Source organism: Streptomyces sp. NPDC059499, from assembly GCF_042749285.1.
Taxonomy (GTDB): Bacteria; Actinomycetota; Actinomycetes; order Streptomycetales; family Streptomycetaceae; genus Streptomyces.
Genome location: NZ_JBHYTT010000018.1, coordinates 108,200 through 122,252, shown reverse-complemented (window position 1 = coordinate 122,252; position 14,053 = coordinate 108,200). Strand labels below are relative to the sequence as shown.

Annotated in this window: 14 protein-coding genes; 5 read left to right on the top strand and 9 right to left on the bottom strand. The window is 70.1% G+C overall.

Features of this window, described 5'->3' with window-relative positions; all coding sequences use genetic code 11:
- Positions 1-329 precede the first annotated feature (329 nt).
- The 3 genes from ACFW9O_RS31130 to ACFW9O_RS31120 all read right to left on the bottom strand — a co-directional run bounded on the left by ACFW9O_RS31130 (position 330) and on the right by ACFW9O_RS31120 (position 2,539).
- Positions 330-818 (bottom strand): GtrA family protein, encoded by a 489-nt coding sequence (locus ACFW9O_RS31130; protein ID WP_384613957.1) that lies wholly within the window; start codon positions 816-818, stop codon positions 330-332.
- 271 nt (positions 819-1,089) lie between these two features.
- Positions 1,090-1,338, bottom strand: a complete 249-nt coding sequence (locus ACFW9O_RS31125; protein WP_384613955.1) for a hypothetical protein — start codon at positions 1,336-1,338, stop codon at positions 1,090-1,092.
- Positions 1,339-1,441: 103 nt separating this feature from the next.
- Positions 1,442-2,539, bottom strand: coding sequence for an ATP-grasp domain-containing protein (locus tag ACFW9O_RS31120; RefSeq protein WP_384613953.1), 1,098 nt, complete (start codon positions 2,537-2,539; stop codon positions 1,442-1,444).
- 408 nt (positions 2,540-2,947) lie between these two features.
- On the opposite strand from ACFW9O_RS31120, the gene ACFW9O_RS31115 reads away from it, so the two are divergent.
- Positions 2,948-3,994 (top strand): alpha/beta fold hydrolase, encoded by a 1,047-nt coding sequence (locus ACFW9O_RS31115; protein WP_384614016.1) that lies wholly within the window; start codon positions 2,948-2,950, stop codon positions 3,992-3,994.
- Between the two features lie 49 nt (positions 3,995-4,043).
- On the opposite strand, the gene ACFW9O_RS31110 is transcribed toward ACFW9O_RS31115, so the two are convergent.
- From ACFW9O_RS31110 to ACFW9O_RS31090, 5 genes are read right to left on the bottom strand one after another with little or no spacing between them, the layout of a single operon-like run.
- Positions 4,044-5,471: an FAD-dependent oxidoreductase gene (locus ACFW9O_RS31110; protein WP_384613951.1), complete on the bottom strand. Its 1,428-nt coding sequence runs from the start codon at positions 5,469-5,471 to the stop codon at positions 4,044-4,046.
- A complete protein-coding gene (locus ACFW9O_RS31105) occupies positions 5,471-5,761 on the bottom strand; it encodes a (2Fe-2S)-binding protein (RefSeq protein WP_384613949.1) in 291 nt (96 codons plus the stop codon). Before ACFW9O_RS31105 ends, ACFW9O_RS31110 begins: the two co-directional genes overlap by 1 nt.
- The gene (locus tag ACFW9O_RS31100; protein WP_384613947.1) at positions 5,758-6,960 is read right to left on the bottom strand and encodes an NAD(P)/FAD-dependent oxidoreductase; all 1,203 of its coding nucleotides are present in this window, start codon (positions 6,958-6,960) and stop codon (positions 5,758-5,760) included. Before ACFW9O_RS31100 ends, ACFW9O_RS31105 begins: the two co-directional genes overlap by 4 nt.
- On the bottom strand, positions 6,953-7,891 hold the full coding sequence (locus tag ACFW9O_RS31095) for a dihydrodipicolinate synthase family protein (protein WP_356417993.1): 939 nt from the start codon (positions 7,889-7,891) through the stop codon (positions 6,953-6,955). Before ACFW9O_RS31095 ends, ACFW9O_RS31100 begins: the two co-directional genes overlap by 8 nt.
- A gap of 52 nt (positions 7,892-7,943) precedes the next feature.
- Positions 7,944-9,401, bottom strand: coding sequence for a Na+/H+ antiporter NhaC family protein (locus ACFW9O_RS31090; protein WP_384613945.1), 1,458 nt, complete (start codon positions 9,399-9,401; stop codon positions 7,944-7,946).
- Between the two features lie 194 nt (positions 9,402-9,595).
- Here ACFW9O_RS31090 and ACFW9O_RS31085 point away from each other — a divergent pair, with 194 nt between their 5' ends.
- Together ACFW9O_RS31085 and ACFW9O_RS31080 are read left to right on the top strand one after the other, a co-directional pair.
- The gene (locus tag ACFW9O_RS31085) at positions 9,596-10,132 is read left to right on the top strand and encodes a helix-turn-helix domain-containing protein (RefSeq protein WP_384613943.1); all 537 of its coding nucleotides are present in this window, start codon (positions 9,596-9,598) and stop codon (positions 10,130-10,132) included.
- Positions 10,133-10,499: 367 nt separating this feature from the next.
- Positions 10,500-10,667, top strand: a complete 168-nt coding sequence (locus ACFW9O_RS31080; RefSeq protein WP_384613941.1) for a hypothetical protein — start codon at positions 10,500-10,502, stop codon at positions 10,665-10,667.
- A gap of 284 nt (positions 10,668-10,951) precedes the next feature.
- Here ACFW9O_RS31080 and ACFW9O_RS31075 read toward each other — a convergent pair whose 3' ends face one another.
- Positions 10,952-11,827 (bottom strand): septum formation family protein, encoded by an 876-nt coding sequence (locus tag ACFW9O_RS31075; protein WP_384613940.1) that lies wholly within the window; start codon positions 11,825-11,827, stop codon positions 10,952-10,954.
- Between the two features lie 119 nt (positions 11,828-11,946).
- On the opposite strand from ACFW9O_RS31075, the gene ACFW9O_RS31070 reads away from it, so the two are divergent.
- Positions 11,947-12,576: an ankyrin repeat domain-containing protein gene (locus tag ACFW9O_RS31070; RefSeq protein WP_384613938.1), complete on the top strand. Its 630-nt coding sequence runs from the start codon at positions 11,947-11,949 to the stop codon at positions 12,574-12,576.
- Positions 12,577-12,663: 87 nt separating this feature from the next.
- On the top strand, positions 12,664-14,037 hold the full coding sequence (locus ACFW9O_RS31065) for an FAD-dependent oxidoreductase (RefSeq protein WP_384613936.1): 1,374 nt from the start codon (positions 12,664-12,666) through the stop codon (positions 14,035-14,037).
- The last annotated feature ends 16 nt before the right edge of the window (positions 14,038-14,053 follow it).

Here is a 14,053-nt window from a genome sequence, read left to right as displayed (position 1 = left end):
AGATGGGTGCGCGACTTCCAGTACATCGACGAGCGGATCGTCAGTCGGCGCTGGAGAACGGCCAGTTCGGCGAGATGGGTACGAGGATCGGACCGCGCCGCCGGTACCCGCGAGACGATCTGGGCTTCGAGTGCTTCGCGGCCGTCCAGACAGGCTGCCTGACATCGGGCGACCAGTCGTCGTTCAGCCCGAGCGCGGGGGCGGGCTCCGCAGCTCCCGGTAGCCGTACGTCACCAGTTCCGAGGCGAGGCGAGGCGCGGCAGGTAGACGGCCGGGCTCACCCGAGGCAACGGATCAGCGCCGGGCGGCACACTTCGCGTGTGTCGTCGTCACGCGGCCATGGCCACGGAGGCCCTGCCGAGCGCGGCATCCTTCGAGGGCGCCGCGGACTGCGCGAAGACGACGAGCCGCAGCAACGCGAAGCGCCCCACCCCGGCCAACGCGGAGGCCGACAGGTAGACACCCTGCTCCAGCAGCGCCGAGGGCGCGGAGTGCACGGCGTGCAGAACGAGCAGCGCCCCTGTGGTGAACGCGTAACTCACGGCCACCGTCAGCCCGGACTGCAGGTGGACGCCCCAACCCCTGCGATCGCTCCGGAACGAGACCCGGCTGTGCAGCTCGGTCGCTATCACGGTCGAGACGACGGTGACGATCGCGTTGGCGACCATCATCGGCATCGACCCGCTGAGCAGCACGAGCACCCCGCTGGAGGCGAGCCCCACGCCGCCGCCGCATACGACGAACCGCACGAAGGCCGCGACGAGCGAGCGGGCTGTGCGCGTCGGCCGATCGTCGGGTCGGGGCGAGGGGGCGGTCACGGGGATCCTCCGGGGGGTGCTGGGACGGTGCTTCGATTCCACCTCAGAACCTAGGGACAGCGCGTCATCCGAACGACCCGGGCAGTCCCCGACTTCGATGGGGGGTATCCCCCAGTGGTCCCTGGGAGATACCCCCCAGAGGGTGGCGCGACGGTGGAATGGATCACTGGTCCCACGGTGCGGCGGCAAGGTGGAATCAGGGTCGAAAAACCCTTGTGCGGGGCTGGGCCGGAACCGGTCACCAAGGACCTGGAACACCCGACGGCGGCCGCTAGGGGTGATCGTCGCAGGGCACGAACCTGCTCAGCCGGTAGGTGGTCGGCAGTACCGAACGCCCGCACAGGGTGTCGAGGCGAAGCATCGACAGGTCGGCCTCCCGCCCAGCCCGGACACGACGTACGTACGCCCGCCAATCGGCCTCGTCCTGGGTCTCGAAGACGACCTCCCAGCGCCCTGCGCGTCCGGGGTCCGCCGCAGCCCGCCCGGCGGCCTCCCGCTTGCGCTTCCGCTGTCCCGGCATGCGCCCCAGCCTGGCGAATCGCCCCCGCGCAGGCAAGGCAATTTATGCGAGGGCGGCGTCCGATCCGGGGGCGCCGGCACCCCCGGATGCCGTACGGAGCACGTCAGAGTGTCGCGGGGACCTCGCCGGCAGCCGGGAGGCCGAAGCCGGGCTCCTCCGAACGCTGACCGGGCAGCACCACCGGCCGGAGAGCACGCGGCCCCGCGATCACGGAGTAGTCCTCACCCAGGAAGCCGGGGGTCAGATCGCCGGGGTCGTTGCCGAGTGCCAGACTCACCGCCGCCCAGGGCGCGTTCAGGCCGCACTGGGACAGCTGGTGCAGTCCGCCGGCCGGGCGCGTGTTCACGTCCATCAGGACGGGCCGGCCGTCGTACACACGGAACTGGATGTTCGTCAGCCAGTGCAGCCCGAACGTGTGGGCGATCAGCCGAGCGGGTTCGATCCACGAGGGGCGGAGCGTGAACCCGCGACGGCGCCCGTTCTTCGTACGCCCCACAGCCATGCGCACCACGCCGTCCGGCCCGGTGAGACAGTCGACGGACACCTCCGGCTCGTCCAGGCGCGGCATCACGAGCCAGTCCACGGACCGTTCGCTGCCGCGCAGGGCCTCGACGATCAGGTCCAGCGGTACGTACGGGCTCGGGAACCCACCCAGGTGGAGCAGGGAGAACGGGGCCCGGGTGACGATACGGAATCCGACCCCGCCGGCACCGGCAGCCGGCTTGAAGCAGGCCTTGCCGCCATCGGCCTCGATCGCCTCGACCGCGGCGAGCAGTTCGTCCTCGGTGCGTACCCGCCACCACGGAGGCACGGGTATTCCGGCCGCCGCGACCGTCTCGTACGCGGTCGCCTTGTCCTGGAAGAGTGCGGACGCTTCGGCGGGCGGGGCGATCAGCGTGGTACCGAGTGCGGCGAACTCCGCACGGTGCGCGGCGATCGCCGCTTGGTGAAGGACGGGAACGAAGACGTCGACGGCACGCCTGGCGCACTGGTCCAGCGCGAACTCGACATAGCCGGCGGGCGAGAGCCCCTCGGGTTCGGGCGCGGCGGTGTCGGCGGCCGCGAGAACGGGGGAGTCGGGATCCCCGTGGGTGGCATGAACCGTGACCGGCCGCTGCTCCGGATTATCTCGGAGCTGATCGATGAAGAAGACGTTCTCCGCGTACGTGCGGTTGAGCCAGATACGTACGGGAGAGACCATTCAGGCCGCCTTCCAGGGGTCGCGGACAGGGCGGGGCATCGGCCGTACCCGTTCGGGGAGAGGGAGACACACGGCACCACGGCCGACGAGGAGAAGTCGTCGGCGGAGGGCGTGCTGGGGCGATCATAGGGTGCGCCGGCGCCCGCAACTGCTACGCGCGTGTTACGGCTTCCCGCCCCGGCCGCCGACGCCGCTCCCGCACCCGCCCGCCACTTCGACCGCTGCCTGAAACGTCCCGGAAACCGCCTGGGATCCGGAGCTTTCTACGCTCGCTCAGGAATCGTCCGAGCAGAAGACCGTCTGATGAAGACCGGGACTTGTCAGAGAAGCGACCGCCCGATCCGGACACCGTCCGATCGGAGGAACCGGAGGCGATCCATGGCCGGCGCACCCCACCCCGAACCAGGAATGTCCCTGGCCCCGCCCCCCTTCCCCGTGAGCCGTCTGCACCCCGTCGCGGAACGGGGCGAACAGGACAGCCCGCTGCACCACCGCGTGATTCACGGGTACCGCCGCGCGTACCGGATGGCGGGTTCGGGCCCCGCGATCCTGCTCATCCACGGCATCGGCGACTCCTCGGCGACCTGGGCCGACCTGATCCCCGACCTGGCCCGCAACCACACGGTGATCGCCCCGGACCTCCTCGGCCACGGCGCCTCGGACAAGCCCAGGGCGGACTACTCGGTGGCCGCCTACGCGAACGGGATCAGGGACCTCCTGGGCGTTCTCGGCATCGAACGCGCCACCCTGGTCGGCCACTCCCTCGGCGGGGGTGTGGCCATGCAGTTCGCGTACCAGTACCCCGAGCGCACCGACCGCCTGATCCTCGTGAGTGCCGGCGGGGTGGGACGCGAGGTCAACCCGGCCCTGCGGGCGGTGTCCCTGCCGGGCGCCGACCTGCTCCTGTCCACGCTGCGCCTGCCCGGCATGCGCGGCCAGGTCGGCCTCTTCACCCGGCTGATCAGACTGCTCGACACCGACCTGGGCCAGGACGCCGAAGAGCTGCTCCACCTCGTGGACGCACTCCCCGACGCCACGTCCCGCAGCGCCTTCATCAGCACGCTGCGGGCGGTGGTCGACTGGCGGGGCCAGGCGGTCACCATGCTGGACCGCTGCTACCTGACCCAGGGCATGCCCACCCTGCTGCTGTGGGGATCCCGGGACAGCGTGGTCCCCGTCGAGCATGCCTACGGAGCCCACGCGGCCATGCCCGGCAGCCGCCTGGAGATCTTCGAGGGCGCGGGCCACTTCCCGTTCCACGCCGACCCGGTCCGCTTCCGCACCCTGGTCGAGGACTTCATGCGCACCACGGCCGCCGCGGACTGGAGCCAGGAACGCTGGCGTGAACTCCTGCGCAGCGGCCGCCCGGGCAGCCCGGACGGTCCACCGGACGCGGCGTACGACCGTGCGGTGGACCGAACCCTGCGCGAGGCGAGCGAGCGGAGTGCTACCTGAGGCGGGTGGGGTTCGTGTGACTACCGGGTCGGTCCCACACCGATGCGGACTACTCGGCGGCCGAGTCGAGGCCCCGGAGGTCCCCGACGGGCACAGGTTTGATCGGCAGGTGGGCGGAGAAGCGTCCGCCGAGCCCGATCGGCTGCTCGCGCGCCGATGCAAGGACCGTGCCGACGCTGCTCTCGCAGTAGCGTCCCTGGCAGGGGCCCATGCCTGTGCGGCAGGAGAGCTTGATCGCGTTGATGTTGCTGACGAACGGTGACGATTCGAGGAAGTCGTCGAGGGTGCCGCGCGTGACCATTTCGCATCGGCAAATCGTGGTTTCCGGCTTCGCGAGGTCTCCGAGTGCCTCGCGGACCGGTTCGAATACGCGTTGCACCACGGTGGAGAACCGTGTGGCCTTGCGGATGGTGCGTTCCGCTTCGGCGAACGCCGCGGGGGGCACGGGGCGGCCGAGGTCGGCGGCGATCCCGAGACCTGCCAGCGCGCCCTCGGCGCAGGACCGGTCGGCGCCGGCGACGCCCGTGGGCTCGCCCGCGACGAACACTCCGGGGACGGATGTCTGCCGGCGTTCGTCGTGTGAGACCACCCAGCCGCCCCGTGGCGAGTCGAAAGCGAGCTCGCATCCGATCTGGCGGGCGAGTTCCGTCGACGCGGAGAAGCCGTACCCGAGCACGAGGTGCGATGCCGCGACCTCGCGGGGCGCGCCCGTCACCCTCCACTGCCGGTCGACCCGGGCGAGTTCGACGCCGGAGACGTGTTCCGTGCCGTGGGCGGCCGTCACGATGGTCCGGGGGGAGACCCGGACGCCCTTGCGTACCAGGCGCGCCAGGATCGCGCCCGTCTCCGCGAGCATCCGGAGATGACCGGGTACGGCGCCGAGGGCGAGGAGCATCTCCGTCGGCGTCGGCAAGCTCTGCGCGAAGGCGACCTCACGCACCGGAACGCCGTTGCGGACGAGCAGGTCGGCCACGAGCAGCAGCAGCGGATGTGCCCCGGCCAGCACGACGTCGCCGACGGGGGCGATCCTCTGCGACTTGACGAGGGTCTGGACACCGCCGGCGGTCATGACGCCCGGCAGCGTCCAGCCGGGGAAGGCGACGGGGAGGTCGTAGGCGCCGGTGGCGATCAGCAGCCGCCGCGCGCCGATCATGCGAGTGCCGTGCTCCGGGTGGTTGATCGCCACCCGCAGATCGCCCGGTACTTCGTCGTCGTGCAGCACACCGATCGCCGACCAGCCGAACTCCGTCGTCAGTCTGGGGTCCTCCTCGAACCGCCGGATGAGCTCGGTGGCCCATCCGTAGCCGGCGGTGGGGTGCAGGACGCTTCCGGTGAAGGCCTCGGGCGGCTGACGGAAGATCTGCCCGCCCGCTCGCTGCTGCTCGTCGATGACGACGACCGTCAGACCATGATCGGCCGCGGTGAGAGCCGCCGACATGCCCGCCGGACCCGCTCCGATGATCGCGACATCGAACATCACAGCCTCCCTGACGTCTCGACGGCCATGCCCTCGCGCACCGGGACCAGGCAGGTGCGGGTCAGTGGCCGGCCGTCGACGGTGGCGGCGCACTCGAAGCACGTCCCCATGTTGCACAGCGGCGCCCGGGGCGCTCCGCTGCGGTCCCGTTCGAACGGGACCCCTTCGGCGAGCATGGCGCCGGCCACCGTCTCGCCCGTACAGGCGCGAACCGGTTCGCCGTCCACACCGATCGTCACGATGCCGCCGCGTTCCTTCGTGGTGCGACGCCAGGCGTCGTCCGTGGTCATGAGGTGCTCCCTTCCGCGAAGCGGGCCGGGTCGTACGGTGCGAGGTCGATATCGGGTGAGCGCCCGGCGATGAGGCCGGTCAGTACCCGCGCGAAGCTCGGCCCGAGAGTGAACGCCGATCCGCCGGTGGCGACGAACACCCCGGGCGCGCCCTCGACCGCGCCGACGAGCGGAAGCTGGTCGGGCGCCACCGTGGTCGTGCCCACCCAGCTGCGCACGGCGGGGACCCTCTCCAACGCGGGAACGGTCTTCACGGCCGCACGCGCGTTGCCGGCGATCGACTGCGGGATCAGCTGGTGCTTGCGGTCGAAGGCCGGGGCGCCGTGCGCGTCCCTCATCAGTCGTGCCGGCCACCCGCCGCCGATGAGGACCGTGTTGTCGAGCGACTGCTTGAGCGACAGGCGCGCGCCTGTGTGCTGAACGAGGTGGGGGATGAACTTGGGAATCTTCGAGGTGACGGTCATCGTGAGAGCGAGGGGGACGGTGGGGAGTTCGGAGTCGAAGACCCGGCCGAGCTCCGTCGTCCACACACCGGCGGCGAGCACGACCGCGGCGGTCCGGACGGTGCGGGTTCGTTCGTCCCCCGCGTGGTCCGTCTCCCGGAGGACGACTTCCCATCCGGCCGGAACGCGACGCGCGCCGACCAGGCGGGAGCGTGTGATCACCGTCGCCCCGGCCGCGACGGCCGCGCGGGCGACCGCGGGAGCGGCGATACGGGCGTCCGCCTTCCCTTCCAGCGGGCTGATGTTGGCCGCGACGATGTCCTGCGAGAGGTACGGTGCGACGTCGTCGAGCTCGGCGCGACCGAGCGTGCGCACATCGAGGCCCCAGGAGCGTTCCAGCTCTGCCTTGAACTCGAGCATCCTGACCTGGTCGGCGTTCTCGGCAACCATGAGCCCGCCTGTCTGGCGGACGCCGAGTGACTCCCCGATCTCGTCCTCCAGGCGCGCCCACATCGCGGCGGCGTCGAGGTGGAGCGGCATCGCCTCCGCGGCGACGCGTGCGGCCTCCTCGCCGGCCTCGATCATCCGGTACTCGAGCTGGAAGTGCAGACTCCCGGCGTTCTGGCCCGAAGCGTGCTGGTTCACCTGATCCTTGTCGACCAGGAGTACGTGCGCACCGTCGCGGGCGGCCATCCACGCCGTGAGGCAGCCGAGGAGCCCGCCGCCGACGACGACGACGTCGTACCGCTCAGTCATCGGTGAGGGGGAGCGTGTCGATGCCGAGCTCGTGCAGGGTCACCTCGACGCGGGCGACCTCGTCCGGTGTGAGCTCCAGGAGCGGCGCCCGCACGAATCCCGCGGGGATGCCACGCAGCCGCAGCGCGGTCTTGACGATCGCCTGCTGGTTGCCGAACTGCACGCCGTAGTCGGGACGGAACCACGCGTCCATGTACACGCGGTCCTTCTTGCCCAGCTGGATCGCGCGCTCCCGGTCCCCGGCGTCGACGGCGTTCCAGAAGTCGGCCTGGTCGCGGCCGAGGATGCCGCCCGTTCCCATCAGGCCGTCGCCGTGGCCGAGTATCGCGAGGTCGGCGCCGAGCGCGTTGGTGGGAAGGCCGAAGTACCGCACCTCGCCCTCCAGGGCGTACATCCCGGCGAGGAAGCTCGCGAAGTCTCCCGTCGAGTTCTTGATCGCGACGACGTTCTCGATCTGCGCGAGCTCGGTCAGCAGTTCCACGCCCATGTCCACGACGCAGCCGCGCGGCCAGTTGTACACGGTCATCGGGATGTCGGTGGCATCGCTCACCGCCCGGTAGAACGCGACGATCTCCTTGCTGTTGGGCACGATGTAGGGCGGCGGGGTGAGGAGGATGCCGTCGAGGCCCGCCGCCTCCGCCGCGCGGGCGTGGGCGATCGCCTCCTGCGGAGTGAACGCGTTGCAGGCGCCGAGGACCGGGAAGGTGCCGCTTCGGTGCTCGGCGCCCGCCGCGAACAGGTCGGCGCGCTCCTTCGTGGACAGGGAGAACCACTCGCCGCTGGTACCGGCCAGGATCGCGCCCTGGATGCCCTCGTCGACGAGCCAGGCGACCTGTACGTGCAGCGCGTCGATGTCGAGCGAGCCCTCGCGGGTGAACGGTGTGGTGATGGCGGGGATGTAGCCGCGCCACTCGACTGTGTTGCGATCCATGGGGTGCTCCAGTGGCCGGTCGGCCGGTGGTGTTCCTACGGGGGTGTGCTGGTCAGGCCGCGGCCGGCGCGCTCTCGGGCTGCTTCAGTTCGACGCCGTCCGGGCCTTCGAAACGGCGGCCCCAGCCCGTCGCGGCCGCCACGACCAGGACGACGGTGAGGACGAGCGGGTAGAGCATGGCGACGAAGATCTCCGTCGTGGCCAGGGCAGGAACGCCCTTGATCCCGGACGTGAGCTGCGCGCCGATGAACAGATAGGCGCTGAGGACGGGGACGACGGCGGCGATTCCCATCGCGAAGCAGTCCATGACGACCGCCCGGCGGTACGGGTGCAGGCCGACGCGTGCGCCGATCTTGTCGGCGACCGGGCCGAAGGTGAGCATGGCGGCCGAGTTCACTCCGCCGAACAGCAGCGTGGTGACCGAGACCCCGATGCCGATCGCGAACTCCGCACCGCGCGGGGTGCGGGACAGGCGGCTGCCGGTGAGGGCGCTCACGAGCCAGTCGAGGATGCCCGCGTCGGTGAGTACGCCCATGATGCCGAAGACGGCCACCACCAGAGCGATCACGCTGAGCATGTCGCCGACGCCCGAGATCAGGAATCCGGTCGGTGCCCCGTCGTGGACGCCGATGACGCCCTCAGGGGTCAGCAGACCCGAGGCGAGGCCGGTGATGATCCCGGTCGCCAGCCCGACCGTGACCGCCTTGAAGATGTCGCGGGTGAGCAGCGCCACGGTGAGCATGAGCGCGACGGGGATGAGCATCACGAGGGCGAGCGGGTTGGAGGCCTGCTCCAGCAGCTCCTGCGAGTGCGCGGAATCGCCCGAGTGGCCCGACGACCCCAGCACGAAGAACCCGACGGCCGCGAGGGCCGCAGCGGTGAAGGCGAAGCGAGCGCGACTCCGTACCACACCGGCGATATCGGCGGTGCCGGACTTTCGGCGGAACGTCTGCGTCGACGACGAGATGACGGTCGTGTCGGAGATCGGGGCGACGTTGTCCCCGAAGATCGCGCCGGAGATGACCGCGGCCGCGAGGAACGCCGGCTCGGCGCCGAGGAACACGCCGGCCGGGTAGAAGATCGGGAACGCCGTGAACATCGTCCCGATGGACGACGCCGTCGACATCGAGATGATGCACACCGCGACGAACGTGAACAGGGTGAAGGTGCCGCCGTCGACGCCGAGGTTCTCGGCGAGCCACACGAACCCGCCGGAGACATTGGTCTCCTTGATCAGGGCGGACATCAGGCCCACGCAGAACAGGATCATCACGATCGTGACCGCGGTGGACGATCCGATCCCCCTGGTCACGGCGGACCAGTACGCCGAGTACGGCTTGGCGAACGGTGCGCCGACGAGCAGCGCGACGACACCTCCCGCGGCGAGGGCGGTCATGTCGAACGTCTTGAACACGACGAAGAAGACGACGCAGAACCCGAGGAACACGAGGACCGGCACAAATGCCAGTGCTCTTCCTCCGCGGAAGACCAGCTGTCTGTCAGCGCTCATGGCGGTGAACCACTTTCCACAACATTGAGAACAACGCGGGTGTGTACTTATTTACACGAGTACACAAAAGTGCACGATGCTTCGACTGTCAACCGTTGATTCTTCTGCAGAAACGTGCCGACGCGTGCCCAGGCCCACGCGGCATGGGTGTACAAGAGTGCACAGGGGTGCACGGCTCGGCTAGGCTGATCACCGTGATCGGAGACCAGCTACGCACGCTGCGGACGGAGGCGGGGCTCAGCCTGCGCGATCTTGCGGCGCAGACCGGCCTGTCGGCGACCCTGCTGAGTCAGGTGGAGCGGGGCGTCCGCGAGCCCAGTCTCAAGACCCTCCGGGCCTTGGGTACGGTCTTCGGCGCGTCGGCCGCCTCGCTGTTCCATGAGCAGGCCCCGCTCACGGCTCACCACAGTCGCCCCGACGAGCGTTCCCGCCTGCTCATGCCGAAGGGCCTCGTCCAGTACGAACGCCTGACCCCGAGCAACGGTCAGCTCGAAGTCCTGCTCGGCACGCTCGAGCCGGGCCATGCCTCCAGCCACGAGCCGTGGAGCCATGTAGCGGTCGAATGTGCCTACGTCATCACCGGCACGGTCACGGTACACGTCGCCGATCAGCGTTTCGAGGTGCAGGCGGGCGAGGCGCTGACCTTCGACGCCACACTGCCTCACCGCTACTCCAACAACGGAAGCCAGGTGGCGACCTACCTGGCGTCGGTGACACCACCCACGCCCTAGTGAAACACGCCCCGGCCTCGGGGCCACGACGCCCGCCGAACCGTGCATCCCGGCGTCAGGTCCGGGCGGGCAGGCCACCGGCCGGTGCCCGCTTCCTGACGGGCGACTCGGCACGGGCTACGGGCGACGGCGGCCCCGAGCGGAGATCACCGGAGTCGTGACCAGGCCGAGTCGGCCGGTGTCCAGGTTCGCCGGCTGCCCCAGGAGAGCGCGAAGTCGCGGTACGCCGGGCCGGCCGGGGAATCAGCGGACTGCCCAGCTGCTCGTGACGGCCTGCGTCCGGCCGGGTTCGACCCCGTGCGGCAGGGGCGAGAAGGCTGCCGCCCGGCGGCGTGCGCTGCCCCGCAGGGGCCGCCCGTCGACAACGATGACTTCATCGAGGGCCCCTGCCGACCTGGACGACCGGGACACACTGGTCGCCGGCGTCGAGGTCACCTTGAGCGAGCTGTTCACCGCCCCTGGGCGCCCGCTGATCGTCCACCAGTTCATGTTCGGCAAGCTGCGGACCGAGCCATGCCCGATGTGCACGGTGTGAACCAAGGAAGGCGAACAGGACTCCACCACCTCCGTGTTCACCCGCGACCGACGGCGACGGAACGGTCCGTCATTTCCGTTCCACTCGCCCGGCGCATCCCCGCAGGGCCGCGACGACCGGTACCCGGCCTGGACCACTGACCGTGCTGAAGGCGCAGCGGGTGCGAGTCTGCGCGCGGCGGTTCCCTACGGCCACCCGTCACCTGTGCCGTAAGGCGCGGCTGGACGCGGAACGGCCCTGGTGCGGGCGATTCACCAGGGCCGGTCGTTCTTACGGCGAGGAGGTCAGCCGGCCCAGACCTCGGCCTCGTCGGCCGGGACCGTCGTGGCGAGGTTCAGCTCCTTGCGGGCGGCAACCGTCTTGCTGGGGTCGATGCCGGTGAAGGCCATGTCGTAAGCGATGTAGAAGGCGTCCGTGTCGCCGGCCGACGCGGCCTTCTTCCACGCTCCGGCGGCCTCCTCCAGCTTCGCGCGCAGCTTGCCGGTCTCCGGCTGCTCGATCTTCCGCAGACCCTTGAGGTGGGCGTCGAGCGCGGCGGCGACCGCCTTGGCCTGCTTCTTGTATCCGGGAAGGTCGTTCTCGATCTGGTCGGCCTCGGGCTGGTTCATCCACAGGGCGTCGTAGACGCCGTTCGAACCCTTGAGGTACGCGAGCTGGTCGGCCTTGAGGGGGGCGCTCTTCAGCGAGCCGGAAAGCTTGCCCGACTCCTTGGTGTACGCGCAGCTCACGCCGCGGTCGCCCGTTGCCCAGCTCTCCTTGGTGGGGTGGTAGTAGAAGACGTCGACCCCCTGGGGCAGCGCCCAGTTGTCGGGGGCGAACTTCTGCGCCTCGACCGGGCAGCGTTCGTCGGCGATCACCGCGACCTCGTCGTCACCCGGGTAGGCGCCCTCTTCGTCGATCTTGAACTCGCCGACGACCTGGCCCTCGTGAGCCTCCTCGCACGGCACGATCTCGATCGCGAATTCCTCGGTCTCGGCCTTGCTGTTCGGGTTGTAGCAGTCGCCGGGGCTGAGCGAGAAGACCGAGCGCTGACGGGCGACCTTCTTCGCGCCGTCCTTGGCGCTGTCGATGGCGTCGGAGCATCCCGCCGCACCGACCGCGAGAAGGGCGACGACAACAGATATACCGCGCAGGGAACGGGACGTGGCACCGAAAGACATGACGTGTGCATCCTCAAACGGAGAACTTACGAGCTGGTGTGCGCATCGTATGGCACTTCTGTGACCACTCTGTGCGGGGCCCTGGCTCGGACGCCGCGCTCCCTTGGGATGATCAGGAAATGGACAGCGAGAGTGCGGTGGACCTGCTGGTTCGGGCAGCGGAGAACGGTGACGCGAGCCAGGTGACGCGGCTCCTGGACGAAGGGGTACCGGTGGATGCCCCGAAACCTGGCGGGCGCGGACTCACGGCCCTGGACATCGCGGTGCGGCGAGGACACACGGAGGTGGTTCGCGTGCTCATCGAGGCCGGCGCGGACCCCCATCAGGCTATGCACGAATACGGTGAGTTCACCCCGCTGACCTCAGCCGCTTCGAACGGTCGCACGGAGATGGTCGCCATCCTGCTCGATGCGGGCGTCCACCCCGACACGCCGTGCCGGGACGGCAACGCCCTGATGTTCACAGTGACATCCTCCGCAGGGCGCACGGAGATCGTGGACCTCCTGCTGGACCACGGCTCCGACATCCATCTGCTGACGAGGGGCCGGACGCCGATCGAGTGGGCATCCGCAGCCGGAAAACCGCAGATGGTTCGGCACCTACTCAGCCGCGGCGCCGTCCCCACCGCCAAGGCCGTGCGCGTCGCCCGTACATGGGGCAACAACAACTACCCGGAAACGTGGCCGGAGTTCGAGAAGGTCATCGACCTGCTGCGTGCGGCAGGCGTCGACACCGGTACGGCACCGTAGGTCCCCGCGCCCCCTACGAGGCCGGTTCTCGAACGAAGATCGCCGAACAGTAGGCTCGTCCCGCAACACGACGCGAAGGGGAGCTCAGTGGCGCGGGTTGCGGTGATCGGTGGGGGTATCAGCGGGCTGGGGACGGCGCTCATGCTTGGCCGACGGGGCCATCCGGTCACGTTGTTCGAGCAGGACGCACGCCAGGCCGGCGAGGATCTGGACCGGGACTTCTTCCACTGGGGCAGGCCTCGGATCCCGCAGGCGAACCAGCCCCACTCGCTCCTCGCACCCGTCCGCACCGTACTGCTCGCCGAGGCCCCTGATGTCTACGCGGACGTGCTGGCACGCGGAGCCCGGGAGTACCACGAGTTCGACTGGTTCGGTGAGCATCCGCAGCACCGGGCCGGCGACGAGGACTTGGTGACCCTGCGTACCCGCCGCATCGTGCTGGAGGCCGCCCTGACCGAGGCGGTGCGACGGGAACCCACAATCGAGGTGCGGCGAGGCTGCCGGGTGAACGCCCTCACCGTCCGGAAGGGCCGCCCCGCCCGGGTCACCGGCGTGCGGGTGGGCACGGAAACACACCCGGCGGACCTCGTCGTCGATGCGTCCGGTCGTCGCTCACCGGTTCCCGCCTGGCTCAAGGCGGCCGGCTGCCGTCCGCCCGTGGTCGACAGCCACCGCACCGGGATCGCCTACCTGTGCCGCTGGTACCGCCTGCGTGCCGAAGGTCCGCGCGACCCCGGGCGGGTGAAGACCGGCTCGGCCGCACCGTTCGCGTTCGCCGGTGTCTTCCCTTCGGACAACGACACCTTCGCGGTGAGCATCGTCCTCTCCACGGGAGATCCGACCCGCAGTGCGCTCACCGACCCCGCCGTGTTCGAGGCCGCCGCACGCCGTTTCCCCGCCACCGCCGCCTGGCTCGACCTGGCCCCCGAACCACAGACACCCGTCCTGGCGATGGCCGGCCTGGACAACCGCTGGACCGCCCTCGCCGACGACGACGGACCTGTCGTCACCGGCCTGGTCAACGCCGGGGACAGCCTCATCCACACCAACCCCACCTTCGGCCACGGCGTGGCCCTCGGCCTGCTCGCCGCCCAGCACCTCGCCCACCACGTCGACCGGATCGCCGCGGACCCCACCGGTTACCACACCTGGACCACGCAGATCCTCCGCCCGTGGTTCGACGAGCAGGTCAAGGCCGACAGCACCAACGGGCGACGCCTCGCCGAGGGTTCACCAACCACGGACCGGAGGGCTGCTGCCCTGGCCGCCTGCGCCTTCGACGACCCGGTCGTCATGAGAGCCCGAGCCCAGGTGCGTCATCTGCTGCGAACGGCCCACGACGCCTATGGCACCGACGAAGTGGACCGTCACGTCACCGCCTGGCTGGCTGCCCACCCGGACTTCTCGCCGGAGCACGACGGCCCGACCCGCGACCAGTGGGATGCGCTCATCCCGGGCTGAGTGCTTGCCCGGGCCC

Coding starts and splice junctions, on each gene's coding strand:
- ACFW9O_RS31100 (WP_384613947.1), bottom strand. CDS start 6,960: ATGACTGAGCGGTACGACGTCGTCGTCGTCGGCGGCGGGCTCCTCGGC.
- ACFW9O_RS31075 (WP_384613940.1), bottom strand. CDS start 11,827: ATGTCTTTCGGTGCCACGTCCCGTTCCCTGCGCGGTATATCTGTTGTC.
- ACFW9O_RS31080 (WP_384613941.1), top strand. CDS start 10,500: ATGACTTCATCGAGGGCCCCTGCCGACCTGGACGACCGGGACACACTG.
- ACFW9O_RS31125 (WP_384613955.1), bottom strand. CDS start 1,338: ATGCCGGGACAGCGGAAGCGCAAGCGGGAGGCCGCCGGGCGGGCTGCG.
- ACFW9O_RS31095 (WP_356417993.1), bottom strand. CDS start 7,891: ATGGATCGCAACACAGTCGAGTGGCGCGGCTACATCCCCGCCATCACC.
- ACFW9O_RS31120 (WP_384613953.1), bottom strand. CDS start 2,539: ATGGTCTCTCCCGTACGTATCTGGCTCAACCGCACGTACGCGGAGAAC.
- ACFW9O_RS31070 (WP_384613938.1), top strand. CDS start 11,947: ATGGACAGCGAGAGTGCGGTGGACCTGCTGGTTCGGGCAGCGGAGAAC.
- ACFW9O_RS31105 (WP_384613949.1), bottom strand. CDS start 5,761: ATGACCACGGACGACGCCTGGCGTCGCACCACGAAGGAACGCGGCGGC.
- ACFW9O_RS31115 (WP_384614016.1), top strand. CDS start 2,948: ATGTCCCTGGCCCCGCCCCCCTTCCCCGTGAGCCGTCTGCACCCCGTC.
- ACFW9O_RS31090 (WP_384613945.1), bottom strand. CDS start 9,401: ATGAGCGCTGACAGACAGCTGGTCTTCCGCGGAGGAAGAGCACTGGCA.
- ACFW9O_RS31110 (WP_384613951.1), bottom strand. CDS start 5,471: ATGTTCGATGTCGCGATCATCGGAGCGGGTCCGGCGGGCATGTCGGCG.